Genomic DNA, 25,950 nt, shown 5'->3' with positions numbered 1-25,950 from the left:
GAGCCATGAAACCCCGTGATCTTGTACTGGCCGTGCTGGTCGCCGCCATCTGGGGGGTCAACTTCATCGCGCTGCACGTGGTGCTCGAAGTGCTCCCGCCACTGCTGTTCAACGCGGTCCGGTTCGGGCTGGTCGCCTTCCCCGCCGTGCTGTTCATCGGCTGGCCGCAGGTCGCGTGGCGCTGGGTGCTCGGCTACGGCCTGACGCTCGGGGTGGTCAAGTTCTCCCTGCTGTACTGGGCGCTCAACGCCGGCATGCCGCCCGGCCTGGCCTCGGTGCTGCTCCAGGCCCAGGCGGGCTTCACGATCGTGATCGCCTTCCTCGCGCTCAGGGAACGCCCGAGCCGCGCCCAGCTCACCGGCCTCGGGGTCGCCGTGGCCGGCATGGCTGTCGTGGCCGTCCGGGTCGGCACCAGCCTGCCGCCCCTGGCCTTCGCGCTGATGGTCGGCGCGGCGATCGCCTGGGGTACCGCCAACGTGATCACCCGGAAGTCGGCTGCCCCGGACGCCCTCAGGTTCCTGATCTGGGCCAGCGGCGTGGCGACCGTGCCGCTGTTCGTCCTCTCGTTCGTCTTCGAGGGCCCGCCGGTCGAGCTGGCCGACCTGCGCTGGATCGACGCCGGGGCGCTCGTGTACACCTCGGGGCTGTCGATGGTGGTCGGGTTCGCGATCTGGGGCACGCTGATCAGGAAGTACACGGCCGGGACGGTCGCGCCGTTCTCGATGCTGGTCCCGTTCTTCGGGCTCGCCTCGACGGCGCTGTTCCTCGGCGAGCGCCCGTACCCGACGGACCTGCTGGGCGGGGCGCTGGTCGTGGCCGGAGTCCTGTGGGGTGCCAGGAAAGCGGCGAGCAGCCCCGGCCTGGCCGTCAGTCCAGCGGGCGGTAGTTCCAGCCAGCAGCCTCGTACCGGGGCAGCAGCCCAGCCAGCCGCGCCCTGAACTCCCCGGCGTCGCCAGCCGTCCCCCACGCGACCTCGGCGACGGCGGCGAGCCGTGGCAGCAGGTTGTACTGCGCCCGCTCCGGCGTCGGCAGGTACTCCGACCACAGGTTGCCCTGCACGCCGAGCACGCCGGGGCCGGGATCGTAGGAGTAGACCCTGTCCAGGGGGAGCGGGCCGGTGATCGACAGCGGCTCGCCGGGTGCGGTGGACTCGCCGTGGTCGAGGTACATGTGGCTCTGCGGGACGGCGATCACCTCGTGGCCGGCCGCGAGGGCCTCGCCGACCCGCTCGGGGCCGCGCCAGGCCATGATGATCGCGTCCTCGGGTACTCCCGCGCCGACCAGTTCGTCCCACACGATCGGGCGCCGGCCGTGGGTACGGAGGTGGGCGGCGAGGCGGCTGATCCACCAGCCGAGCAGCCGTTCCGGGTTCTCGTAGCGCGCGGACCACTCGGCCAGTGGCACCTCGTCGCCGCCCAGATGCACGTAGGGGCCGCCGAAGACGTCCACCAGCTCGTCCAGCACGTGGCACATGAACTCCACAGTGGACTCCTCGGCGTTGAGGACGTGCTCGCTGACGCCGAACCTGGTCATCACCTCGTGCTGGACCTCGGGGCGGTTGCCCAGCTCCGGGTACGCGGCGATGGCTGCCTGGGTGTGGCCGGGCAGGTCGATCTCTGGCACGACGAGCACGCCACGGCTGGCCGCGTACGCGACGAGCCCGCGCAGCTCCTCCTGCGTGTAGAACCCGCCGTGCGGCCGGCCGTCGTCCAGCCCGTCGTTCGTGTGGCCGAGCGGGGAAGACCGGCGGTGAGCGCCGACGGAAGTCAGCCTCGGGTACCGCTTGACCTCGAACCGCCAGCCCTGGTCCTCGGTGAGGTGCAGGTGGAAAACGTTCAGCTTGTGGGCGGCCAGGATGTCTGCGAACGTGTGCAGGAACCCGATCGGGTGGTGCCACCGGCCCACGTCGAGCAGTGCCCCGCGCCAGGCGTGCTTCGGCGCGTCCACGATCCGCCCGCACGGTACCTGCGGGGCGAGCTGGGCGATCGACTGCACGGCCCAGCGCAGGCCCTGCACGGTGCTGGCCGTGGCGGCGACGCCATCCGTGGTGACGTCGAGTTCGTACCCCTCCGGCCCGTGACCCTCGGTGAGCGTGAAGGTGATGTCCCCGCCCGGGGGGAGCGGCAGGCCGAGCAGCTCGCGCAGCAGCGTGGTGATCTCGGGCGGGCCCGAGACCCTGGTCGCGGCCGAGAGGGCGAAGTGGCCGGGCGCTGGCTGGTGGCTGACCGGCTGCGGAATCAACACGGGGACTCCCGGTGGGCTGGTGGGCGCGGGTCTCGGTACTCTATGAAGATTCTTTACGTAAGGTCCTGACAATAATGCGGGATGACTGAATGCATCGACCTGTATCAAAAAGTCAGACCCGTGGCCTAGCCTGCTGAACACGAGGGCATGCGCAGGTCCGGCGGCGATTCCGGTCGATCTGTAGGAGTGCGCGCACGCTTCGTAATGAGAGTGATCTGGATCGCACTCCACATGCGTCACCGGCGGGCAGGGGCTAGAAATTGTAAGGACCAGAAACGGATGTGATGCTGACATGAGCGATCGGGTGCTCGGCCGGGGCCTGCGCGTGCTGGGCCAGGCCATCCGCGACGAGCCGCGCCGGTTCACGGTGGCCGTGCTCGGCAGCTGTCTCTTCGGCCTGATGACCATCGGCAGTGCGTACGTGGTCGGCCAGGTGATCGACCGGGTGATCATCCCGGCCTTCGACTCCGGCCACACCACGAACGGCGCGCTCGCCGCCGGAGCCTCCGCGATCTTCGCCGTCTCGATGCTGAAGGTGCTCGGCATCTTCGGCCGGCGGCTGGGGGCAGGCTCGATGCAGTTCCGCCTCCAGGCGAGTTACCGGCGCAAGGTCACCCGGCGCTACCTGCAGCTCCCGCTGTCCTGGCACGCCAAGCACCCCACCGGCAACCTGCTGTCCAACGCGAACTCCGACGTCGAGGCGGCCTGGTCGCCCATCGCGCCCTTCCCGTTCGCCGTCGGCACCCTGGTCATGCTGATCGGCGCCGTCGTCTCGCTCTTCGCCGTCGACTGGGTGCTCGCGCTGGTCAGCCTCGTGGTCTTCCCCGCGGTGTTCACGCTCAACGTCGTGTACTCGCGGAAGATGTCCCCGAAGATCACGCGGGCCCAGGCCCTGCGCGGCGAGGTCAGCGAGATCGCGCACGAGAGCTTCGACGGAGCGCTGGTCGTCAAGACGATGGGCCGGGAGGCGGCGGAGACCGAGCGGTTCGCGGCGAAGACGACGGAGCTGCGCGACGCGCTGATCCAGGTCGGCCGGATCCGGGGCGCCTTCGACCCGCTGATGGACGCGCTGCCCCAGCTCGGCACGCTCGCGATCCTGGTGGTCGGCGGGCTGCGGCTCGGGGCCGGAGCGGTGACCGTGTCCGACGTGGTCAGCGTGGCCTTCCTCTTCACGGTGCTGGCCTTCCCCGTCCGGGCGATCGGCTGGGTGCTCGGCGAGCTGCCGCGCAGCGTGGCCGGCTGGGACCGGCTCCAGAACGTGATCACCGCACGCGGCGACATGACCTACGGCTCGGCCGGGCTGCCGGGCTCCGGGCCGGCGGTGGTCAGGTTCAAGAACGTGACCTTCGAGTACGACGGCGTGCCGGCCATCGAGGACGTGAGCTTCACCGTCCCGCCGGGCAAGACCGTGGCGCTCGTCGGGCCGACCGGCGCGGGCAAGTCCACGATCGCCTCGCTGGCCGCCCGGCTCGTCGACCCCTCGTCCGGGCTCGTGACGATCGACGGCGTCGACGCCAGGGAGCTGAGCGGCGCCTCGCTCGCCGGGACGGTCGGGCTCGTGCCGCAGCTGCCGTTCGTCTTCGACGACACCATCAGAGGCAACATCACCCTCGGCCGTGACGGGCTTGGCGACTCCGATGTGGACGGGGCGCTGGGGCTGGCACAGGCCTCCGGGTTCGTCGCCAAGCTGCCGGAGGGGCTCGACACCCGGGTCGGCGAGCGGGGTACCAGCCTGTCCGGCGGGCAGCGGCAGCGGCTCACCCTGGCCAGGGCACTGGCTGGCGGGCCACGGCTGCTGATCCTCGACGACGCGACCAGCGCGGTCGACCCCCGGGTGGAGGCGGAGATCCTCGCCGCCGTCCGGGCGGCGGACGCCTCGGTGCTCGTCGTCGCGTACCGCAGGGCGACGATCGCGCTCGCCGACGAGGTCGTGTACATCGAGCAGGGCCGGGTGGTGGCCACCGGCACCCACGAGGAACTGCTGGCGAGCGTGCCCGGATACATCGAGCTGGTCACGGCGTACGAGGAGTCCGACGCCGACCGGGAACTGGAAGACGCGTGATGAACAGCTGGACGGGTGGAAGGGTGACGGCGGTGGCAGCAGCATGACGGCGGCAGTCGCACTGGAGCCGGAAGAGTCCACGTACACGACGATGCGGCGGGGCCTGGCCCTGTCGCCGGAGCTCAGGACCGGCATCGCCGGCACGCTGGCTTTGGCCGTCGTCGCCACGGCCGGCAAGATCGTCGTACCGGTCGCGATCCAGCAGGGCATCGACAAGGGCCTGCGCACGGCCGGCGGGCCGGACATGGGCGCGATCGGCACGATCGTCTCGCTGACGGCCGCGATGCTGGTCGTCACGGTCACCTGCGGTTACTTCATGAACCGCCGGCTGTTCACCGTGAGCGAGCGCGCGCTGTCCGGGCTGCGGATCAAGACGTTCCGCCACATCCACAACCTGTCCACCCTGCACCAGCAGACGGAGCGGCGCGGCTCGCTCGTCTCCCGGGTCACCGGGGACATCGACACGATCAGCCAGTTCCTCCAGTTCGGCGGGCTGCTCCTGATCATCAGCTTCGGCCAGCTCCTGGTCGCGACGATCATCATGTTCGCGTACTCCTGGCAGCTGACGCTCGTGGTCTGGGCGGCGTTCGGCCCGCTGGCCTTCGTGATCCGGCACTTCCAGAAGCGGCTGGCCGGCGCGTACAGCATCGCCCGCAGCAAGGTCGGCATCATGCTCGGCGTCGTGGCCGAGAGCGTGGTCGGCGCGAGCGTCATCCGCGCCTACGGCGTCCACGACCGGACGGCCGACCGGCTCGACACGGCTGTCGAGGAGTACCGGGAGGCCCAGTACCAGGGCCTGCGGACCTCGGTCGGCATCTTCTCGCTGGGCGAGCTCGCCGCCGGGCTGGTCAACGCCGGCGTCGTGCTGCTCGGCGTCGCGCTCGGGCTGGGCGGCGACCTGAGCGTCGGCGAGCTGACCGCGTTCCTGTTCCTGGTCGCGCTGTTCGTCCAGCCGGTGCAGATGGCCACCGAGATCCTGAACGACGCCCAGAACGCGATCGCCGGCTGGCGCCGGGTGCTGGATGTTCTCGACGTCCAGCCGGATGTCGCCGACCCGGTCGACGGCAAGGCGCTGCCTGCCGGGCCGCTGGGCGTGTCGTTCAAGGGCGTGCAGTTCGCGTACCCGGGCGGCGCGAAGGTTCTGTCTGATGTGGACGTCGAGATCCGCGCGGAGCGGAAGGTGGCGGTCGTTGGCGAGACGGGGTCCGGCAAGACGACCTTCGCCAAGCTGCTGACCAGGCTCATGGACCCGGCGGAGGGCACCGTCGAGCTGGGCGGTGAGCCGCTCACCGGGATCAGCTTCGCCTCGCTGCGCAGCCGGGTGGTCATGGTGCCGCAGGACGGGTTCCTGTTCGACACGACCGTGGCGGGGAACGTGCGGTTCGCCCGCCCGGAGCTGACCGACGCCGAGCTGCTCACCGCCTTCGAGGAGCTGGGGCTCGGTGACTGGGTCGCCGGCCTGCCGGAAGGGCTCAGCACGCCGGTCGGGGAGCGGGGCGAGGCGCTGAGCGTCGGCGAGCGGCAGCTCGTCGCGCTGGCCCGGGCGTACGTGGCCGACCCCGACCTGCTGGTCCTCGACGAGGCCACCTCGGCCGTCGACCCGGCGACCGAGGTCCGGCTCGCGAGGACACTCGACGCCGTGACCCGTGGCCGGACGACCATCGCGATCGCGCACCGGCTGTCGACGGCCCAGGCCGCCGACGAGGTGATCGTGTTCGACGCGGGGCGGATCGTCCAGCGCGGCCCGCACAGCGCACTCGTCGCGGAAGAGGGCAGCGTGTACGCGAAGCTCTTCGCTTCCTGGCTGGAGCAGACGAGGTAGGCAGGCGGGGCGAGAGCGGCAGCGGGCTGGGCTTGGTGAAGATCAAGAGCTTTGGGTGTACTGGAGTCGTGGCCGGACTGGCCGGGTGCTGTCGTCCGGTGTGGACCGAGTCCGGTGTCAGAACGCGGCGCTGTGGCTGCGGGGTTGATGGTTCTGTGAGAGCGGGGTCCGGCCGCCTGCCGGCGGCTGGTGCCCTGCGGGCCGCCTGCCGNGGCGCGGTGGCCCGCTGAGCGGAAATCTGACAAGCAACGCGGAAGCCCGTGTACTGGTTGTACACGGGCTTTTGCGTTGCGCAGCTCAGATTTTCGCTCAGCGGGCCGGCACTACGTGAGGGGGATGTCGGCTTCTTTGGCCTTCTTTCCGGAGAAGCCGAGGATGGCGAGGATCGCGATGCACGTCATCGCCGCACCCACCAGCAGGATCGCGGTCTTGGTGACGAAGGCCGCGAGGATCAGGCCTGCCGCGAGGGCGCCGAGGGAGTTGGCGCCGGAGGCGAGCAGGGTGGCGATCGAGCCGACGCGGCCCTGCATCTCACCCGGCGTGATCTTCATGGTGTAGACGATGCCGGCCACGTTGGACACTCCGGCGCCGTAGATGATCACGGAGTAGATGGCGGCCAGCGCGATCGGGTGGGTGGCGAAGGCGATCGCGGGCATCAGGACGGCCCACAGGATGTTCACGCCGATGAAGATGTACCGGATGCTGAACCGGCTCATGAAGAAGTTGCTGGTCAGCGCGCCGACCATGCCACCGAGGCCGTTGATGATCAGGATGAAGCCGATCGTGGACGGCGAGCCGCCGTTGTCCTTGACGATCACGATCAGGCCGAGGCTGAGCACCTGGAAGAGGATGTTGCTCAGCGAGATCAGCAGCAGGGCCCGGCGCAGGTAGAGCTTGCTCCAGACGAACTTGAAGCCGTCCCTGACCTCGCCGACGATGTCCGGCTTCACGTTGCGCCGCTGGACCTTGAGGTCTGCCCGGACGAACAGCAGCGTCACCAGCGAGATCAGGTGGGCGATGGCCGTGGTGCCGAAGGGCAGCCACTTGGTCACGGAGTACAGCAGGGTGCCTGCGGGCTGGCCCAGGAGGCCGGCTGCCTGGCCACGGGCCTCGTTGCGGGCCATCGCGCCGCCGATCTGGCTGCCGTCCACGACAGTGAACACGGCGGCCCGCTCGGCGAGCATGTAGAACACGGTCATGCTGGCCTCAAGGAAGGCCACCACCATGAGCAGCGGTACCCAGACGTGGCCGAGGAAGACCGTGACGGCGGCGACGCCGATCGCGGCGATCCGCCCGAGGTCACAGAAGATCATGACCTTGCGGCGGTCCCAGCGGTCCACGAAGGCGCCGGCCGGGAGCTGGGTGACCAGGTACGGCAGCAGGGCCGCGAAGGTGACCAGGCCGGTGAGGGTCTTGGAGCCGGTGCTCCAGTACACGACGAGGGTGTAGGCGATCGCGCTCATCCGGGAACCGAAGTGCGACACCCCCGCCCCGGTCCACAGGAGCATGAAGTCGCGGTTCCGCCCGAGTGGTACCGGCTTCTTCGGGGCGACCGCCTCTGCCGATTCCTCGATAATGCTCATGACTGCCTTTCCTCTCCATCGGAATCGGCGCGGCTCCACTCGAGCACGGCCATCGCGCTGTGCATCTTGTTCTCGGCCTGGCGGAAGGCGATGCTGGCTGGTCCGTCCAGCACCTCCGCGGTGACCTCCTCGCCCCGGTGGGCCGGGAGGTCGTGCATGAAGACGGCCTTGGGACTGCGCTGCCACAGCTCCTCGCGTACCTGGAAGGGCGCGAACACCTCCCGCCAGCCGTTCCCGCTGTGCGCCGCCCCGGTGGTCTGCCAGCGGGTGGTGTAGACGACGTCGAGGTCGCCCGGCAGCTCGTCCATGTCGTGCCGTTCGGTGACCTGGGCCCCGGTCCGTGCCGCGCTGGCCAGCGCGGTGGCCAGGATGTCCGATGGCAGGCCGTACCCGGGCGGGGTCCGCAGTTCGAGGCGCACCCCGGGGAAGCGGGCCAGCGCGAGAGCGAGGGCCGTTGCCGTGTTGTTGCCCTCGCCGACGTACAGGATGGACAGGTCATCGATCCGGCCGAACTGCTGCCAGAGCGTGGTGAGGTCGGTGAGCGCCTGGGTGGGGTGCTCGATGGCGCTCATCGCGTTGATGACCGCCATCCGGTCCTGCCCGGCCCAGCCGCGCATCTCGGCCTGGTCCCCCGCCGTGCGGGCGACGAGGATGTCGAGCATGCCGGAGAGTACCCGGCCAGTGTCCTCTGTGGTCTCTCCGGTGTTGGTCTGGAGGTCGCCGGGGCCGTAGGACACGATGCTCGCGCCCAGCCGGAGCGCGCCGGCCGAGAAGGCCGTCCGGGTCCGGGTCGAGGTCTTGGAGAAGTAGATCCCCGCGACCCGCCCGGCGAGGGCCGCCGAGCGGGCGCCCGCGGCGAACTCGGCGCCCCGGACCGTCAGGGCGCGCAGGTCGTCGTCGGTGAGGTCGGTGACGGAGACGAGGTGCCGTGCCATCGGTGCCATCCTTGGGAGCGTCGTGCGGGTCATCGGGCTCATCGGGCTGTCCGGCCCAGGGCGGCCGCGAGGAACTGGACGACCTCCTTGCCGTTCTCGCCGTTGGTCAGCGCGACCAGGCCGTCGCCGCCCCGCAGCCAGGTGAAGGTCATCGCCCGGTAGCCGGGGCGTTCACCGGCGTGGCCGAACTCCAGGTCGCCGGGGCCGTCGTCGAGCACGGTGCCGAAGCCGTAGAAGCTGCCGGGCAGGCCCATCGTGAGCATCTGCCGGGCGAGTTCCTGCGTGAGGAGCTTCGACGGGCCGCCGTGGTACGCGCTACGCACGTCCACCGCGATCCGGACGAGGTCGGACACCGTGCTCCACAGGCCGGCCGAGCCGGTGTCTGGCCTGATCCGCCAGCCGTCCGGTACCGGCGTCCCGTCCTTGTCGTGGCCGGAGGCGACCGGGTTCGTGGCGGTGCGCGGGTAGAACGGGTCGAAGCTGCTGGCTGTCATGCCCAGCGGTTCGAAGACTGCCTGCTGCGTGAGGTGCCCGAACGGCAGCCCGGTCGTGTCCTCCATGAGCTGCTGGAGTACCAGGTAGTTGATGTTCGACGGCTGGAAGAACGTGCCGGGTGCGTGTTCGAGCTGGATCGGCTTGTTGGTGGCCGGGTGACGGCCGAAGAACACGTCCTCGATCGTTGGTACCTGGTCCTCCGGGCCGAAGTCGGCGTTGGGGATCGCGGTCAGCCCGGAGATGTTGCCGAGCAGGTGCCGGATCAGCACGCCCTCCCCCGGTACCTGCCACGACCGCAGGTAATCGTTGGCATCGCGGTCCAGGGACAGCACGCCGTCCTGGCAGAGCCGCAGTACGGCGAGCGCCGTCACGTGCTTGCTGATCGAGCCGGCCTGGAAGACGGTTTCCGGTGTCACCTCGGCCCCGCCGGGGGTGAGCACGCCGTAGCCTTCCATCGCCACGACCTCCCCGCCCTTGAGCAGCGCCACGGCCACGCCCGGCACGTCGTGGGCGGCCATCACCGCTTCCGGCGACGGGATCCTGTCGCTCTTGGGCCGGTGCGCCGGGGTGCCGGTCAGCTCGGCGGCGAGGTCAGCGACGGTCGGGTCCTGGTACAGGCTGCGGAGGGCGATGGGCAGGCCGACCTGGCGGAGCCGCGTGACGACCTGCACCACGAGGACCGAGTGGCCGCCGAGCTCGAAGAACCGGTCGTCGCGGCCGACCTGCTCCGCGCCGAGTACTTCCTGCCAGACGCCCGCGACCAGTTCCTCGGCCGGGGTGCGCGGGGCGGCGTACGGCCGGCGGTCCGCGACGGCCGTGTCGCCCGGCTTGGGCAGTGCCGCCCGGTCGAGCTTGCCGTTCGGGGTGAGCGGCAGCCGGTCGAGCGTGACGAAGGCACTCGGCACCATGTACTCCGGCAGGCTCCTGGCCAGCATCGACCGCAGCTGCGCCGGGGTGCCCGGCGTGCCGACCAGGTACGCGACGAGGCGCTTGTCGCCCGGGATGTCCTCGCGGACGATCACGCGGACCTCGGTGACGGCGGCCAGCTCGGCGAGGGCCGCCTCGATCTCACCCAGCTCGATCCGGTACCCGCGGATCTTCACCTGGTGGTCGATCCGGCCGCAGAACTCCAGGCTGCCGTCCGGGAGCCGCCGGGCCAGGTCACCGCTCTTGTAGAGGCGGCCACCGGCCGGGCCGAACGGGTCGGGTACGAAGCGCTCGGCTGTCAGCTCTGGCCGGTTGAGGTAGCCACGGGCCACGCCTGCGCCGGCGACGTAGATCTCGCCGGGGACGCCGAGGGGTACCGGCTGGCCGTAGGCGTCGAGCAGGTAGATCCGCAGGTCGGCGAGCGGGCGGCCGATCCGGTTGCCGGCACCCGGTTCGAGGTCGGCGCGGGTGACGCGGTGGTAGGTGCTGTGCACTGTGGTCTCGGTGATGCCGTACATGTTGATCAGGGCGACCCGGCCGAGGCCCAGGCGCTCCACCCACGGCCGCAGTTCCGGCATCTCCAGCTTCTCGCCGGCGAAGACGACAGCCCGCAGGCTGAGCTTCCTGACCCGCTTGTCACCGGCCCCGGCGAGCGCGACCAGGCCACGGAAGGCCGACGGCGTCTGGTTGAGCACCGTGACCTCCTCGTCGACGAGCAGGTCGAGCATGTCCTCCGGGGACCGGACGGTCTCGCGGGCCGGCACGATGAGCTTGCCGCCGTAGAGCAGCGCGCCCCACAGCTCCCACACCGACACGTCGAACGCGTAGGAGTGGAACAGCGGCCACACGTCGGTCTCGTCGAAGGCGTAGTGCTCGTGTGCCGTGGTGAGCAGGCGGAGCACGTTCGCGTGGGACAGGCAGACGCCCTTGGGCTTGCCGGTCGAGCCGGACGTGTAGATGACGTAGATCAGGTTGTCCGGCGAGCCGGCGATCGCCGGGTTGTGCACCGGGCCGTCCACAGTGGGCGGAACGGTGACTCCGGCGAAGGACAGCGTGCCGAGGTCTGTGACGAGGATCGGCGCTCCGGCGTCGGCCAGCATGAACTCCAGCCGGTCGGCGGGCTGCGCCGGGTCCAGCGGGAGATACGCCGCTCCGGACTTGAGCACACCGAGCAGGGCAGGAACAAGATCCAGACCCCTTTCGAGGTGTACGCCGACCACGGTCTCCGGTCCGGCCCCCAGCTCACGGAGCCTGTGGGCGAGCTGGTTGGCCCGCGCGTTCAGCTCCGCGTACGTGAGGGAACGGCCCTCGAACACGAGCGCCGTCGCGTCGGGCGTGCGCTGCGCCTGCTCCTCGAAGGCCTCGTGCACGCGCCGGGTCACCGGCTCGGCGCTCGCCTCCGGTGTGGAGTCGAGCAGCCGGTCGCGCTCGCCGGGCGGCAGGCACACGCTCTGTGCGTTGCCGTCCGGGCCGGTGGCCATCGCTTCGAGGACCGCGCGGTACATGCCGGCCAGCCGGTCGAGGTTGGCCTGGCTGATCGCGTGGCTGTTGCTGGCCAGCTCGAACACGGGGCCGATCGCGATGACGGCGAGGGCGAACTCGTTGGTGCCCTCACCGAACGTGGTGACCTCGTCCTGCGTGCCCTCCGCTGGCTCGCCGAAGTTCTGGTAGTTGAAGTACACGTCGATCAATCGGCGGCCGGCCTCGCGCTGGATGACCGGCAGCGGGTACCGGCGGTGCGGCCACAGCTCCACTTCCCGGTCGAAGACCTGGGTCACCAGGTCACGCCAGGTCCGCGCGCCCCGGTCGTGGGCGAAGGGCACCGTGTTCAGGAACATGCCGTGTACCCGGTCGGCACCCGCCGCCTCGGGCCTGGCGTCAGCGACGAGTCCCGTGTGGAACCTGGGCTCGCCGGTCAGCTGGGTCATGACCTTGAGGTGCGCGGCGTGCAGTACGGCCTTGAGCGAGGCCTGGCTCTCCGTCGCCAGCGCGCGCAGGCCCGGCATGAGATCCGTGAAGGGCACGGTCGCGTGCCGGGGCTCGCGCGGGCCGTTCCCGGTCTCGCCCCAGCCGGCCGGGAGGCCGAACGGGCTGTAGCCGGCGGCGATGCCCGCCCAGTACGCCTGGTCCTCGGCGGAGGCCAGCGACTCCAGCTCGCCGGCGATGAAGTCCGCGTACCGGACGGCCGCCGGGGCCGGGACCTCGCCGGTCGTCAGCTCGCGGAGCAGCTGGAGGATGCTCCAGCCTTCCGTGATCGCGTGGCAGAGGGTGAACGTGACCCAGTAGGCCTCGTCGCTCTCCACGTGCACGCCGAGGCGCAGCAGCGGGGCGGCTTCGAGATCGAACGGGGTGGCGCGCTCGCTGGCGACGTAACCCTGGAGGGCCTTGGCCTGGTCCTCGCGCGCCTGGCCCCGCAGGTCGGCGATCGAGATCACCGGCTGGACTGATACTCCAGGGCCTCGCCGCCCGCCTTGCTTCGCTGCCGCAGGCGACTCGGCCGCGGCGTGGACGAGCTGCATCGGGACGGAGAAGCCCGCGAGCGCGAACGATGTCCGCAGCACCTCGTGCCGGTCGAGAACCTCGGCGGCCCGCGCCCGGAACAGTGCCTCGTCGAAGCTTCCGGTCACGCGGTGCGCCTCGACGCTGTGGTACGCGCCGTGTTCCTCGCTGGCCATCAGCTCCAGGAGCATGCCCAGCTGGACCTGCGACGCCGGGTAGGCGTCGGCGAGCCCGGCCGGGAGCCTGCCGCTGTCCACTTCGGACAGCAGGGCGAAGGGTGCCACTCCGGCGGGCTGCCCCGCCTCGGTGACTGTCACCGCTGCCGCGAGCTTTTCGACGGTACGCAGGGCGAAGACGTCCCGCACCGTCGTGGCGTACCCGGCGGCCCGCAGCGCGCCGACCAGGCTCACCGCGCGGATCGAGTCACCACCGAGGTCGAAGAAGCTGTCGTGCACGCCGACCTCGGCCAGCCCGAGCACGTCCCGCCACACGGCGGCGACCCGCTCCTCGGTGACCGTCCGGGGCTCGACGTACTCGTGCTGCGAGCCGAGCGCCGACCGGTCCGGGGCCGGGAGGGCCTTGCGGTCGAGCTTGCCGGTCGCGGCCAGCGGCAGCTTCTCCAGCGCGACGAACGCGGCCGGGACCATGTAGTCCGGCAGCTTCTCGGCACACAGGGCGGCGAGTTCAGCCGTGTCCACTTCGGACATCGGCACGTAGTACGAGATCAGGGTCTCGTCGCGGACGATGGTGACGACGTCGCGGAGGGCCGGATGCCCGGACAGCACGGCCGTGATCTCGCCCAGCTCGACGCGGAACCCGCGCAGCTTGACCTGGTCGTCGATGCGGCCGAGGAACTCCAGCGAGCCGTCGGCGTTGAACCGCGCCAGGTCACCGCTGGCGTACCAGCGCTCGCCGCCCTCGGCGGGCACGAACCGCTCCGCCGTCAGGTCGGGCCGGTTGAGGTAGCCACGGGCGATGCCGTGACCGCCCAGGTACACCTGCCCGGGGACCCCGGCCGGCACCGGCTGGAGTTCGCGGTCGAGGACGTGGACGCTGATACCCGCGAAGGGGTAGCCGACCGGGTTGGCGCCCGGCCGCAGGTCCGCCTCGGTGATCCGGTGGGTCAGGCTCTCCACCGTGGTCTCGGTGATGCCGTACATGTTGTAGATCGCCGGGCTCGCGAGGCCGAAGCGCTCGGCCCACGGCTTCAGCTCGGCCAGCTCGGGCTTCTCGCCGGCCAGGATCACCGTGCGCAGGCTCAGCTGATCGATCCGCTCGTCGCCGTCGACGGCCAGGTTCACCAGGCCACGGAAGGCCGAGGGCGTCTGGTTGAGCACGGTGACCTGCTCGGCGACCAGCAGGTCCAGGTACTCCTCGGGCGAGCGCAGCGCTGTCTGCGGCACGATCACGACCCGGCCGCCGTGCAGCAGCGCGCCGAAGGCCTCCCAGACCGACACGTCGAAGGCGTACGAGTGGAACAGCGGCCACACGTCGTCCGGCTGGAAGCCGAACCGCTCGTGCGAGGCGGCGAGGAAGCTGGCGACGTTGCGGTGCGTGGCGACGACGCCCTTCGGCAGGCCCGTCGAGCCCGAGGTGTACATGACGTACATCAGGTCGCCGGGCGAGTTCACCGGCTCGGGGTTCGCCGTCGAGCCCTCGGCGGCCGGGGTGATCGTCGTGACGCTGAACCGGGTGATGTCGTTCGACACCATCAGGCTCACGCCCGCGTCGGCCAGCATGAAGCTGACCCGGTCCTCGGGCAGGCCCGGCTCGACCGGCAGGTACCCGGCACCGGACTTGAGGACGCCCAGCAACGCGGGCAGCATCTCGGGGCCACGGTCCAGGCACACGCCGACCAGGGTCTCCGGGCGGGCCCCGAGGTCGCGGAGGCGGTGGGCGAGGCGGTTGGCCCGCTCGTTGAGCTCCCGGTACGTGAGGGTGAGCCCGCCGCACGTGACGGCCTCGGCGTCGGGCGTGCGGGCCACCTGGGCCTCGAACAGCGCCGTGACGGTGGAGTCCACAGTGAACGGTGCGGTCTCGCTGACCGGAGCCGGGACGATCGCCAGGCGGGCGTCGCCGTCCTGGCCGGCCGCGATGGCTTCGAGGACCGCCCGGTACATGGCTCCGAGGCGGTCAGCGCTGGCCCGGCTGATCACGTGCGTGTTGCTGGTGAGGCTGACGAAACCGGCCATCGTGGCGACGAGCAGGCCGAACTCCGTACCGCCGCCCTCACCGGCCGTCACCTCGCCGGCCGCGTCGACAGCGCCCTGGTCGACCTGGTGGTAGTCGGTGAAGTCGAAGACCACCTCGATCGGGTGCCTGCCGGTGCCGGTCTCGCGCTGGATGGCGGGCAGCGGGTACCTGCGGTGCGGCCACAGCTCGACCTCGCGGTCGAAGGCGGCCCGGATCAGCTCGCGCCACGTGCCGGCCGAGCGGTCGTACGCGAACGGCAGCGTGTTGATGTACATGCCGTGCACCCGGTCGGCGCCCTGCACCTCGGGCCGGGCGTCGGTGATCAGGCCGGAGTAGAAGGCCTCTTCCTCGGTGAGCTGGCTGAGTACCTTGAGGTGCGCGGCGTGCAGCACTGCCTTGATCGAGACCGAGTTCTCCGCGGCGATCGAGCGGAGCGCGGCGTCGAGGTCGTGGTACGCGACGCGGATCTCGTAATTCTCCCGGGGCTCGTCCAGCCCGGCCCACGCGGCGGGGAGGGCGAAGCGGGCGTGGCCGGTGACGATGCCGCGCCAGTAGTCCCGGTCGGCCTCCGAGGCGAGGGAGGCCAGCTCGGCGGCGACGAAGTCGGCGTACCGGACGGCGGGTGCCTCGGCCGGGACGGAGCCCCGGTACCCGTCGATGATCTCCATCAGGAGGCTGTTGAAGTCCCAGCCGCCCGTGACGAGGTGGCTCACGGTCAGCGTCAGCCACCAGTCGCCGGACTCCTCGACGTGCACGCCGACCCGCAGCAGCGGCGGGGTCGCCAGGTCGAACGGGGTCGCCTGCTCGGCAGCCACGTACTCGGCGTGCCGCGAAGCTCCGATGTAGACATTCACCGGGACGTGGGCGGAGGCGTGGACCACCTGCATCGGTACCGAATAGTCAGCCAGGGAGATGCCGGTCCGCAGCGTGTCGTGGCGCCCGGCCACCTCCTGCACAGCGGCGCGCAGCGCGTCGGCGCGGAACGGGCCATCGGCGGTGACCTTGAACGACGACACGATGTGGTAGAGCGGCCGGTCGGCGTTGGCGATCTCCACTGCCATGCCGATCTGCGCCTGCGTCGCCGGGTAGGCGTCGCTGACGCCGGCGGGCAGCAACGCCCGGTCGGCCTCGCTGATCAGCGCGAACGGCGCCACCGGCTCGAAGGCTTCCACCGGCTCGCCGCCCAGCGCGGCAGCCAGCTTCTCGATGGTCTGGTGGACGAAGATCTCGCGGACCCCGGCCTCCAGCCCGGCCGAGCGCATCGCGCCTGCCAGGGACACCGCGCGCAGCGAGTCGCCGCCGATGTCGAAGAAGCCGTCCGTGACACCGACCTGCTCCAGGCCGAGGACCCCGGCCCAGACGGCTGCCATCCTGGCCTCGGTGTCCGTGCGCGGGGCCACGATCTCGCGGTGCGCCATCAGGTCACCGGCGTCGGGCAGCGCCAACTTGTCGAGCTTGCCGGTGGCGGTGAGCGGGATGGACTCGATCGGGACGAAGGCCGCCGGGATCATGTAGGCGGGCAGGGTCTCGCCGAGGGCTGTACGCAGCTCGGTCACGTCGGAGATTTCGCCGATCACGTACGCGACCAGGGACTCGTCGCGGACGATGACGACGGCGTCCCGGATGCCGGGCTGGGCCGTGAGGGCCGCGCTGATCTCGCCCAGCTCGATCCGGTAGCCACGGATCTTCACCTGGTCGTCGATCCGGCCCAGGAACTCCAGGCTGCCGTCCGGGTTGCGGCGGGCCAGGTCACCACTGCGGTACCAGCGCTCGCCGTCAGCCGCCGGCACGAAGCGCTCCGCCGTCAGCTGCGGCCGGTTGAGGTAGCCACGGGCCACGCCGGGGCCACCGACGTGGATCTCGCCGGGCACACCGACCGGCACCCGGTGGCCGTGCTGGTCGAGCAGGTGGACCCGGAGGTCACCGAGCGGGCCGCCGACCGGGCTGACCTGGCCGTTGAGGGTGGTGATCCGGTGGTAGGTGACGTGGACCGTGGTCTCGGTGATGCCGTACATGTTGATCAGGGCCGGGTTGTCCAGGCCGAGGCGGGTCACCCACGGGGACAGCTCGGCCAGTTCGAGCTTCTCGCCGCCGAAGACGACCGCGCGCAGGGCGAGGTTCCCGATCCGCTCGTCGCCGGAGCCGGCGGCCGTGACCAGGGAGCGGAACGCCGACGGGGTCTGGTTCAGGATCGTCACCTGCTCGGTGACGAGCAGCGTCAGGAAGTCCTCCGGGCTGCGGGCCACGTCGAACGGGACCACGACCAGCCTGCCGCCGTAGAGCAGCGGGCCCCACAGCTCCCACACTGAGAAGTCGAAGGCGTAGGAGTGGAACAGCGTCCACACGTCGGCCGCCCCGAAGGCGAACTGCTCCTCGGTGACGGTGAAGAGCCGGTGCACGTTCGCGTGGCTGAGCGCCACGCCCTTCGGCTTGCCGGTCGAGCCGGAGGTGTAGATGACGTAGATCAGGTTGTCCGGAGTGGACAGTGGCTCCGGGTTGCTGATCGGGTACCCGTGGCCGGCGTCCGGGGCCACCGTCTCGATGGTGAGACCCTCGTCGCGTGTGATGACCAGGCGCGCGCCGCCGTCTTCGAGCATGTAGGCGCGGCGGTCGGCCGGGTACTGGGGGTCGAGCGGCAGGTACGCAGCGCCCGACTTGAGCACAGCGAGCAGCGAGACGACCAGGTCGAGGCCACGGTCGAGGCACACGCCGACGAGCTGGTCGGGCCCTGCCCCGCGCTCGCGCAGCAGGTGGGCGAGCTGGTTGGCCTGCTCGTTCAGCTCGGCGTAGGTCAGGCTGGCCGGGCCACAGGTGAGCGCGATGGCCTCCGGGGTCCGGGCCACCTGGGCCTCGAACAGCTCGTGCAGGGTGCTCTGCTGCTCCCGTGTGGCCGGGACGGTGTCCAGGATGGACAGATCGGCGGAAGGAAGGTACGTGGCCTGGGCGTCGCCGTGCGCGTCGCCCGCCATCGCGGCGAGGACGAGCCGGTGCATCTCGGCGATACGGAGCACGTTGTCCTGGCTCAGTACGTGGCTGTGCGCGGTGACGGACAGGCCGCCGTCGAGCACGGACACGTTGAGCCCGAACTCGTTCGGCGCTTCCTCGATCGCCGCGCCGACGTCCACCTGGCCCTGGTCGACCTGGTCGAACTCCAGGTAGTTGAACAGGGACTCCAGGAGGCGGCCGCCGCCGGCCATGCGCTGCACTGCTGGCAGCGGGTACCTGCGGTGCGGCCACAGGGCGACCTCACGGTCGAAGACGGCCTGGATGAGCGCGGTCCACGTCCGCGCGGTGCGGTCGTAGCCGAACGGGAGGGTGTTGAGGTGCATGCCGTACACCCGGTCGGCGCCTTCGAGCTCGGGGCGGCCGTGGCAGACCAGGCCGGCGTGGAAGGCGTCGGCGGTGGTCAGCTGGCTGAGTACCTTGAGGTGCGCGGCGAGCAGCACGCTCTTCAGCGAGGTCTTCGTGCTCGTGGCGAGGGCCCGGAGCTGCGGCATCAGGTCCTTGAGGTCCACGACGGTGCCGCGCAGCTCGAACTGGGCCGCCTCGCCCCAGCCCGGCGGGAACTCGAACTTCTCGTACTGGGAGGTGATGTTCCTCCAGTACGTCTCGTCCTCCGCGGACTCCAGGGCTTCGAGCTCGCCCGCGATGAAGTCCGCGTACCGGACGGCCGGCGCCTCGAAGGTGACCGGCTGGCCGTCGCGTACCTGGTGGTACGTGCCGATGATCTCCATCAGGAGCGAGGCGTGGCTGTAGCCCTCGATGATCGCGTGGGACATGGTGAGCGCGAGCCACCAGCTGGTGTCCGAGTCGATGAGGCCGGCCGCGCGCACCTGCGGGAACTCGTCCACCTCGAAGCGGCGCGCCCGCTCGGCCGCCGTGAAGGCCCGCAGCTCCGCCTGGGTGTCGAGCCCGCGCAGGTCGCGGACGGTCACCTCGGCGCTGGCTGAGGAGTGGACGAGCTGCACCGGTACCGAGTAACCGGAAAGCGCGAAGGAGGTCCGCAGCGTCTCGTGGCGCGCGACCACGATCTGCACCGCCTCGGTCAGCGCACCGGCGTCAAGCGGCTGGGCGTCGCTGATCCGGAAGGCCGAGAAGTTGTGGTAGGCGGCCTGCTCGTCGGTGAGGCCCAGGACGAGCATGCCGAGCTGGACCTGTGACACCGGGTACGCGTCGGCGAGGCCCTGCGGAAGGAGCGCCTTGTCCTCCTCGGACAGCAGGGCGAACGGCGCGACGGCGGTGAGTTCCCTGACGTCGGCGACCGGGCCGCCCAGGTGCAGGGCGAGGGCCGCGACGGTGCGGTGCTCGAACACGTCGCGGACGGCGACCTTGTGCCCGGCCGTGCGCAGCGCGCCGACCAGGGCGATGGCCCGGATCGAGTGGCCGCCGATGTCGAAGAAGCTGTCCTCGACGCTGACCTGCGGCAGGGCCAGCACGGCCTGCCAGATCGCTGCGATCTCCGCTTCGAGCTGGGTGCGCGGAGCGACGAACGACGCGGTGTCCTCGGCTGCGGCCTCCGGATCGGGCAGCGCGCGCCTGTCCACCTTGCCGTTCGCGTTCAGCGGGATCCGGTCCAGGTGAACGAGCGAGCCGGGCAGCATGTAGTCGGGGAGGGTCTGCGCGCAGTGCGCGAGCAGGTCATCGGCCGTCTGGGAGCCCGCGAGCGTGTAGTACGCGAGGATCTGCTGGTCGCGGACGATCACGGCGGCCTCGCGGATCGCGGGGTGCGCGGCGATGACCGCCTGGATCTCACCCAGCTCGATCCGGTAGCCGCGGATCTTCACCTGGTCGTCGACGCGGCCGAGGAAGTCCACGTTGCCGTCGGCGAGGCGGCGGACCAGGTCACCGGTCCGGTAGAGGCGGGAGCCGGGCGCGCCGTAGGGGTCAGGGACGAACTTGTCGGCCGTGAGGTCCGGCCGGTTGGCGTAGCCACGGGCCACGCCGGTGCCGCCGACGTAGAGTTCGCCGGTCACGCCGATCGGGGCGGGACGCATCTGGGCGTCGAGCACGTACATCGTGAGGTTCGGCAGCGACCGTCCAATGGGGACGATCTCCGCGCCCTGCTCGGTGAGGACCGGGAAGATGCACGTACCGACGGAGGCCTCGGTCGGGCCGTACTCGTTGACCAGCCCACCCGGCCCGAGCAGCGCCAGCCAGCGGTTGGCGAGCGCGCCGGGCAGGCCCTCACCGGCGACGACGATGATCGGGGCCAGCGCTGCGGCCGCCTCGTCGCCGAGCTGGTGACCCAGGATCTCCAGGTGACCCGGGGTGAGCTTGATGAAGCTGAACGGGCCGGCCTCGGCCAGCGTCGCGCCCAGTTCGGCCATGTCGAGGTGGTGGTCGACGACGAACACGCGCTGGCCGGTGACGAGCGGGCCCCACAGGTTCGGGACGACCAGGTCGAAAGCCACGGAGGAGAAGAGCGGCGCTCCGCCCGTACCCTTCGACGCCAGCTCCTCGGCGGCCCAGATCACGTGGTTGGCCAGGCCCCGGTGGGTGACCTGCACGCCCTTGGGCCGGCCGGTCGAGCCGGAGGTGAAGATGACGTAGGCCAGCTCGTCCGGGTCGGTCGTACGGGAGACGGTATCCGCCGGGCCGTCGATCGACCCGGCGAGGACAGTGTCCACAGTGAACCGGTCCGCGTACTCGGCGGACGTGATCGCGAGGACGGCTCCGGCGTCGGCCAGCATCGAACCGACCCGGTCGGCCGGGTATGACGGGTCGATCGGCACGTACGCGCCGCCGGCCTTCCAGGTGCCCAGCATGCTCGCGAGCAGGTCGGCGCTGCGCTCCAGGAGGACCGCGACGACGGAGCCAGCGGTGACGCCCCGCGAGCGCAGGTACGTGGCGATCTGGTTGGCGCGCTGGTCGAGCGCGGCGTAGGTCAGGTCCGAGCCGCCAGCCGTGATCGCGACATGGGCCGGGGTCAGGGCGGCCTGCGCCTCGAACCGGGTCAGCACGGTGTCCGGGATCAGCGGCGCGACCGGGCCCGGCCACTGGCCGAGCAGCAGCGAGCGCTCCGCCTCGCCCAGGAACACCTCGCGGGCGTCGCCGTCGAGGTCCGCGGCCATCGCCTCCAGCACGCCACGGAACATGGCGGCCATCGCGTCCACGTACTCCGGCTGGACGAACCGCCGGTTCGCCGTGAGGATCATGAACCCGGCCGGGGTGGCCACGCCGAGCGGGAACTCGTTCGGGCTGTCGTCGAGCGTGGCCTCGTAGTCGACGACCGACGAGTCGACCTGGTGGAAGTCCTGGTAGCTGAACCGCGCGTCGAGCAGCCGGCCGCCGTCGCCCAGGTCGCGCTGGATGATCGGCAGCGGGAAGCGGCGGTGCGGCCACAGCTCGATCTCGCGGTCGAAGACCTGCTGCACCAGGTCGCGCCACGTGCGGGCGCTGCGGTCGTAGGCGAAGGGCAGCGGGTTCAGGTAGAGGCCGTAGACGCGGTCGGCACCGGGAGCCTCCGGGCGTGCGTTGCACACCAGGCCGCTGAAGAACACCTGCTCGTCGGTGAGCTGGCTCATGACTTTCAGGTACGCGGCGTGCAGCACAGCCTTCAGCGGCACCTTCGCCCGCGTCGCGGCGGCCCGGAGCGCCGGTTCGAGGTCGTGCACCGGGATCCACACCTCGTACGGGTCACCCGGCTCGGCCTGCGGGTCGGCCCACGCCGAGGGCAGGCTGAACTTCGGGTACCGGCTGACGATGTCCTTCCAGTACGCGATGTCCTCTCCGGACTCCAGCGCGCGCAGCTCGGCCGCGATGAAGTCCGCGTACCGGACGGAAGGCGCGTCGAACGGCTCCGGCGCGAGCCCGTCGCGGATCCGGTGGTACGCCGAGACCAGCTCCATGATCAGGGAGTGGTGGCTCCAGCCCTCCAGGATCGCGTGGCACTCGGTGATGGTGAGCCACCAGCTCCCGTCGCTCGTGGCGTGCGCGTGGAAGCGGACCAGCGGCGCGGTGGCCAGGTCGAACACGTCGGCCCGCTCGGTGGCCATGTGGGCACGCAGCGCGTTCCTGAGGTCCTCGCCGCCGAGCCCGATCAGGTCACTGGCCTCGATCGACAGCTCTGCGGCCGCGTGCACGAGCTGGAGCGGAGCCGAGTACGTGGTGAGGTCGAAGGAGGTGCGCAGCATCTCGTGCCGTGCGGTGACGAGCCGGCCGGCCTCCCGCAGCGCTTCGAGGGAGAACGGCTGGTCGTCGACGATCCGGAACGACGTGGTGTTGTGGTAGTGGTTGCGGCCGTCGTCGGCCATCATCTCCACGAGCATGCCGAGCTGGACCTGCGAGCACGGGTACGCGTCGGTGACGCCGGCCGGCAGCTTGGCCCGGTCCGGCTCCGCGACCAGCGCGAACGGCTCGACCGGCGGGAGCTGCTCAGCCGGGGCCGAGCGGCCGGTCAGGAACTCGGCGAGGGCCGCGACGGTACGGTGCTCGAAGATGTCGCGGACAGCCACGTCGTACGAGGCGGCCCGGAGCGCTCCGGCCAGGCCCACGGCCCGGATCGAGTCGCCGCCGAGGTCGAAGAAGCCGTCGTGCACGCCGACCTGGTCGATGCCGAGCGTCTCGCGCCAGATCGCGGCGAGCTGCTCCTCTTCGGTGGTACGCGGCGCGGTGTACTCGCGCTGGGTGTCCAGAGCAGAGCGATCCGGCGAGGGCAGCGCGCGCCGGTCGAGCTTGCCGTTCGGGGTGAGCGGCAGCTTGCCCAGCGGGATGAACACACCGGGGACCATGTACTCGGGCAGCGTGCGCAGCAGGTGCGCGCGGATCTCACTGGAGGCCAGCACCGCGCCGTCGACCGGCACGCTGTAGCCGACCAGGCGCTTGTCCCCCGGCGTGTCCTCACGGACGATCACGACCGCGTCGCGGATGCCGGGGATCGTGCCCATCGCGGCCTCGATCTCACCGAGTTCGATCCGGTACCCGCGGATCTTCACCTGGTGGTCGATGCGGCCGCAGAACTCCAGGCTGCCGTCCGGGTTGCGCTTGGCCAGGTCACCGCTCTTGTACAGCCGCTCACCGGGCGCGCCGAACGGGTCGGGCACGAAGCGCTCGGCCGTCAGCTCCGGCCGGTTGAGGTAGCCGCGGGCCACGCCGGGGCCGCCGACGTGGATCTCGCCGGGGACACCGATCGGCACGGGACGGCCGGCCTGGTCGAGCAGGTGGATGCGGAGGTCGGCGAGGGGGTAGCCGACGGGGTTGCCGTGGCTGGTGATGTCGGCATCCGTGACCTCGTAGAACGTGGAGTGCACGGTGGTCTCGGTGATGCCGTACATGTTGAGCAGGCGCGGGGCGGCCAGGCCCCGGCGGCTCACCCACGGGGCCAGCTCGCCGAACTCCAGCTTCTCGCCAGCGAAGACGACGGCACGCAGGGCGAGCCGGTCGATGCGCGGGTCTCCGGCACCGGCCAGGTTCACCAGGCCACGGAACGCCGAAGGGGTCTGGTTGAGCACGGTCACCTGGTGCTCGACCAGGAGGTCGAGGAAGTCCTCCGGAGAACGGGTGACGTCACGCGACGGGACGACGAGCTTGCCGCCGTAGAGCAGCGCGCCCCACAGCTCCCACACCGACACGTCGAAGGCGTAGGAGTGGAAGAGCGGCCAGACGTCCTCGGTACCGAATGCGTAGTGGCGCTCGGCGATCTGGAGCAGCCGCAGGACGTTGGCGTGGGTGAGGCAGACGCCCTTGGGCTTGCCGGTCGAGCCGGACGTGTAGATGACGTAGATCAGGTTGCCGGGAGAGCCTGCGACGGCTGGGTTGTGCGCAGGGCCGTCCGCAGCAGGCGTGATCGTGGTGCCGGAGAACGACAGGTTCTCGTTGTCGGCGATCAGGATCGGGGCGCCGGCGTCGGCCAGCATGAACTCCAGCCGGTCGGCGGGCTGCGCCGGGTCCAGCGGGAGATACGCCGCTCCGGACTTCAGGACGCCGAGGAGCGCCGGAACAAGATCAAGACCACGTTCGAGGTGTACGCCGACCACGGTCTCCGGGCCGGCCCCGAGGTCACGGAGCTTGTGGGCGAGCTGGTTGGCGCGGGCGTTCAGCTCGGCGTAGGTCAGCGCCTCGGTACCGTAGACGATCGCCGTCGCGTCCGGAGTCCGCTCGACCTGGAGCTCGAAGGCCTCGTGCACGCGCCGGGCGACCGGCCCGTTGTCCTCGCCCTGCGTGATGAGCACGGCCAGCTCCGCCTCGTCCAGCAGCTCCAGCGCGGACAGCCGGGCGGTGGGCATGGCGACGGCCGAGGCCAGCAGCCGGTGGAAGTGCCCGGCCATCCGCTCGACGGTCGCGGCGTCGAACAGCGAGGTCGCGTACTCGAAGTGGCCGCGCAGCCCGCCGTCAGCCCCGTCCACGACGTGCAGGCTCAGGTCCACCTTGGACACCAGCGAGCCGGAGTCCAGCACCTCGACGGCGCAGTCCCCCAGGGCCGGAGCGGCCGACAGGTCCTCGTGGATGTTGAACGCGACCTGGTAGAGCGGGGTACGCGACATGTCACGCTCGGGCTGGAGCTCGTCGACCAGCCGGGCGAACGGGATGTCCTGGTGCTCGAAGGCGTCCAGGACGGTGGAACGCGTACCGGCGAGCAGGCTCGTGAAGGCCGGATCGCCGTCCCACAGGCCGCGCAGTACCAGGCTGTTGATGCCGTAGCCGATCATGCCGTCCAGCTCGGACCGGCCCCGGCCGGAGATCACCGTGCCGACCGGGATGTCGGACTGGCCGGTGTACCGGGCCATCAGCACCTGGAACGCCGTCAGCAGCGCCGCGAACAGCGTCACGCCCTCGGCGGCCGCGAGCTTGCGCACCCCGGCGGCGAGGTCCTTCGGCAGCTCGAACGGCACGACGGCACCATGCCAGTCGCGCACGAGCGGACGGGGCCGGTCGGCGGGCAGCTCCAGCGGGGCCAGGCCCGCGAGCTGCGCCTTCCAGTACGCGAGGTGCTTGTCCTCCGGCTGGGCACGCTGCCAGGCCGCGAAGTCCGCGTACTGCACGGGCAGCGGGGGCAGCGTCCCGCCGCTGTAGAGGGCGGACAGCTCGCCGAGCAGCACTCCGGTCGACCAGGCGTCGGAGGCGATGTGGTGGAAGACGAGCACGAGGGTGTGCTCGTGCTCGGCGGTACGGAGCAGCGTGGCACGGGCCGGCCACTCGCGCTCCAGGTCGAAGCCGGAAGCCGACTCCTCGGCGACCAGCTCAGCGGCCCGCTCCAGCGACGCGTCCGACAGGTCGACCGTCCGCAGCGGACGGCTGGCGGGCTCGTCGATCACCTGGACCGGCGCGCCGTCGAGCAGCTCGTACCGGGTGCGCAGGATCTCGTGCCGGGCGAGGACGCCGTTCCACGCGGCGTCGAGCCGGGCGGCGTCGAGCTGGCCGGTGATCCGCAGGACGACCGGCACCAGGTACTCGGCGCTGGCCGTCTCCAGCCGGTTGAGGAACCACATCTGCTGCTGCCCCGAGGACAGCACGAGCGGGGTAGCGCGGTCGGCGGCGGGAATGCGGGTACGCCGCACGCCGCCCTTCCCGGCCAGCCGGCGCTGGATCAGCTCCTCCCGGGTGGGTCCGGGCTGCTGTGCGGCGGTGGTCATCCCTGGCGCTCCTTCGTCAACTGGTACAGCAGGTCTTCATGGCTCACGGCCACGGCTTCGGGGCGGTGAGGCGTACACAGCAGGCAGGCTGTCTCGTGCGGGGCCGGGCCGCCGGGCGCGCCGTGCGCCGGGCCGGCCGCCACCATCAGGGCGTGCTTGTCGACCAGCAGGGCCGGTACGGGGCAGCGGGCGGCGAGGGCCATCTCGGTGACCGCGAGCCCGGCTCCCGCCGTGGCGAACAGCTCTGTGGTCGCGCCGGGCGGGGCTGCCGGGTCGAGGGGCACGTACGCGGCCCCGGTCTTCCAGACGCCCAGGACGACGGCGGCGAGCCGGGCCGGGCTGCCGTCCAGCAGGACACCGACCGGGTTGCCCTGGCGGGCCCCTGCGCTGCGGAGCTGGTGCGCGTACTGGTTGGCCCGCGCGTCCAGCATGGCCGGGGTGCAGTGCTCCCCGCCCAGCAGCAGCGGGGCACCCGGTGCCCGGGCCACCACCTCGGCGAACACGTCCACTATGGACTTGCCGTCGGCCGGCCAGGCTCCCGGCACCGCACCGAGCAGATCGGTGACGATCAGCAGGCCGGGGTGGGTCATCACATCGGCGTGCGTCACGGGAGGCTCCT

The 25,950-nt window shown here is 71.1% G+C and carries 8 protein-coding genes; 3 read left to right on the top strand and 5 right to left on the bottom strand.

From position 1 onward, the window contains the following. Window positions 1–5: 5 nt before the first annotated feature. Window positions 6–938, top strand: coding sequence for an EamA family transporter (locus tag A3G1_RS0117885; RefSeq protein ID WP_051110579.1), 933 nt, complete (start codon window positions 6–8; stop codon window positions 936–938). Here the strand turns inward: A3G1_RS0117885 and A3G1_RS0117880 are convergent. Then, on the bottom strand, window positions 868–2,244 hold the full coding sequence (locus tag A3G1_RS0117880; RefSeq protein WP_018350847.1) for a beta-N-acetylhexosaminidase: 1,377 nt from the start codon (window positions 2,242–2,244) through the stop codon (window positions 868–870). The two genes, A3G1_RS0117885 and A3G1_RS0117880, sit on opposite strands and share 71 nt — an antisense overlap. Window positions 2,245–2,536: 292 nt before the next feature. Here A3G1_RS0117880 and A3G1_RS35395 point away from each other — a divergent pair, with 292 nt between their 5' ends. Both A3G1_RS35395 and A3G1_RS0117870 read left to right on the top strand, forming a co-directional pair. Continuing rightward, entirely contained in the window at window positions 2,537–4,306 is a 1,770-nt protein-coding gene (locus tag A3G1_RS35395) for an ABC transporter transmembrane domain-containing protein (RefSeq protein WP_083936981.1), read from the top strand. A 43-nt stretch (window positions 4,307–4,349) separates the two neighbouring features. Then, window positions 4,350–6,128 (top strand): ABC transporter ATP-binding protein, encoded by a 1,779-nt coding sequence (locus tag A3G1_RS0117870; protein WP_018350845.1) that lies wholly within the window; start codon window positions 4,350–4,352, stop codon window positions 6,126–6,128. Between the two features lie 323 nt (window positions 6,129–6,451). Here the strand turns inward: A3G1_RS0117870 and A3G1_RS0117865 are convergent, their stop codons facing one another. The 4 genes from A3G1_RS0117865 to A3G1_RS42110 are packed head-to-tail and all read right to left on the bottom strand — an operon-like array spanning window position 6,452 to window position 25,939. After that, a complete protein-coding gene (locus tag A3G1_RS0117865) occupies window positions 6,452–7,711 on the bottom strand; it encodes an MFS transporter (RefSeq protein WP_018350844.1) in 1,260 nt (419 codons plus the stop codon). Then, entirely contained in the window at window positions 7,708–8,646 is a 939-nt protein-coding gene (locus A3G1_RS0117860) for an ornithine carbamoyltransferase (RefSeq protein WP_018350843.1), read from the bottom strand. The genes A3G1_RS0117865 and A3G1_RS0117860 overlap by 4 nt, the downstream gene beginning before the upstream one ends. Window positions 8,647–8,684: 38 nt before the next feature. After that, window positions 8,685–25,331, bottom strand: a complete 16,647-nt coding sequence (locus A3G1_RS0117855) for a non-ribosomal peptide synthetase (RefSeq protein ID WP_018350842.1) — start codon at window positions 25,329–25,331, stop codon at window positions 8,685–8,687. Continuing rightward, window positions 25,328–25,939 (bottom strand): AMP-binding protein, encoded by a 612-nt coding sequence (locus A3G1_RS42110; protein WP_018350841.1) that lies wholly within the window; start codon window positions 25,937–25,939, stop codon window positions 25,328–25,330. The genes A3G1_RS0117855 and A3G1_RS42110 overlap by 4 nt, the downstream gene beginning before the upstream one ends. Between the last annotated feature and the right edge of the window lie 11 nt (window positions 25,940–25,950).

Origin of the sequence: Longispora albida DSM 44784, from assembly GCF_000379825.1 — a bacterium.
Classification (GTDB): Bacteria; Actinomycetota; Actinomycetes; order Mycobacteriales; family Micromonosporaceae; genus Longispora; species Longispora albida.
This window is presented reverse-complemented; position numbering and strand designations above follow the sequence as displayed.

What these genes read in the sequence shown, in the direction of transcription:
- A3G1_RS0117885 (WP_051110579.1), top strand. Translation starts at nt 6, where the DNA reads ATGAAACCCCGTGATCTTGTACTGGCCGTGCTGGTCGCCGCCATCTGG.
- A3G1_RS35395 (WP_083936981.1), top strand. Translation starts at nt 2,537, where the DNA reads ATGAGCGATCGGGTGCTCGGCCGGGGCCTGCGCGTGCTGGGCCAGGCC.
- A3G1_RS0117870 (WP_018350845.1), top strand. Translation starts at nt 4,350, where the DNA reads ATGACGGCGGCAGTCGCACTGGAGCCGGAAGAGTCCACGTACACGACG.
- A3G1_RS0117865 (WP_018350844.1), bottom strand. Translation starts at nt 7,711, where the DNA reads ATGAGCATTATCGAGGAATCGGCAGAGGCGGTCGCCCCGAAGAAGCCG.
- A3G1_RS0117860 (WP_018350843.1), bottom strand. Translation starts at nt 8,646, where the DNA reads ATGGCACGGCACCTCGTCTCCGTCACCGACCTCACCGACGACGACCTG.
- A3G1_RS0117855 (WP_018350842.1), bottom strand. Translation starts at nt 25,331, where the DNA reads ATGACCACCGCCGCACAGCAGCCCGGACCCACCCGGGAGGAGCTGATC.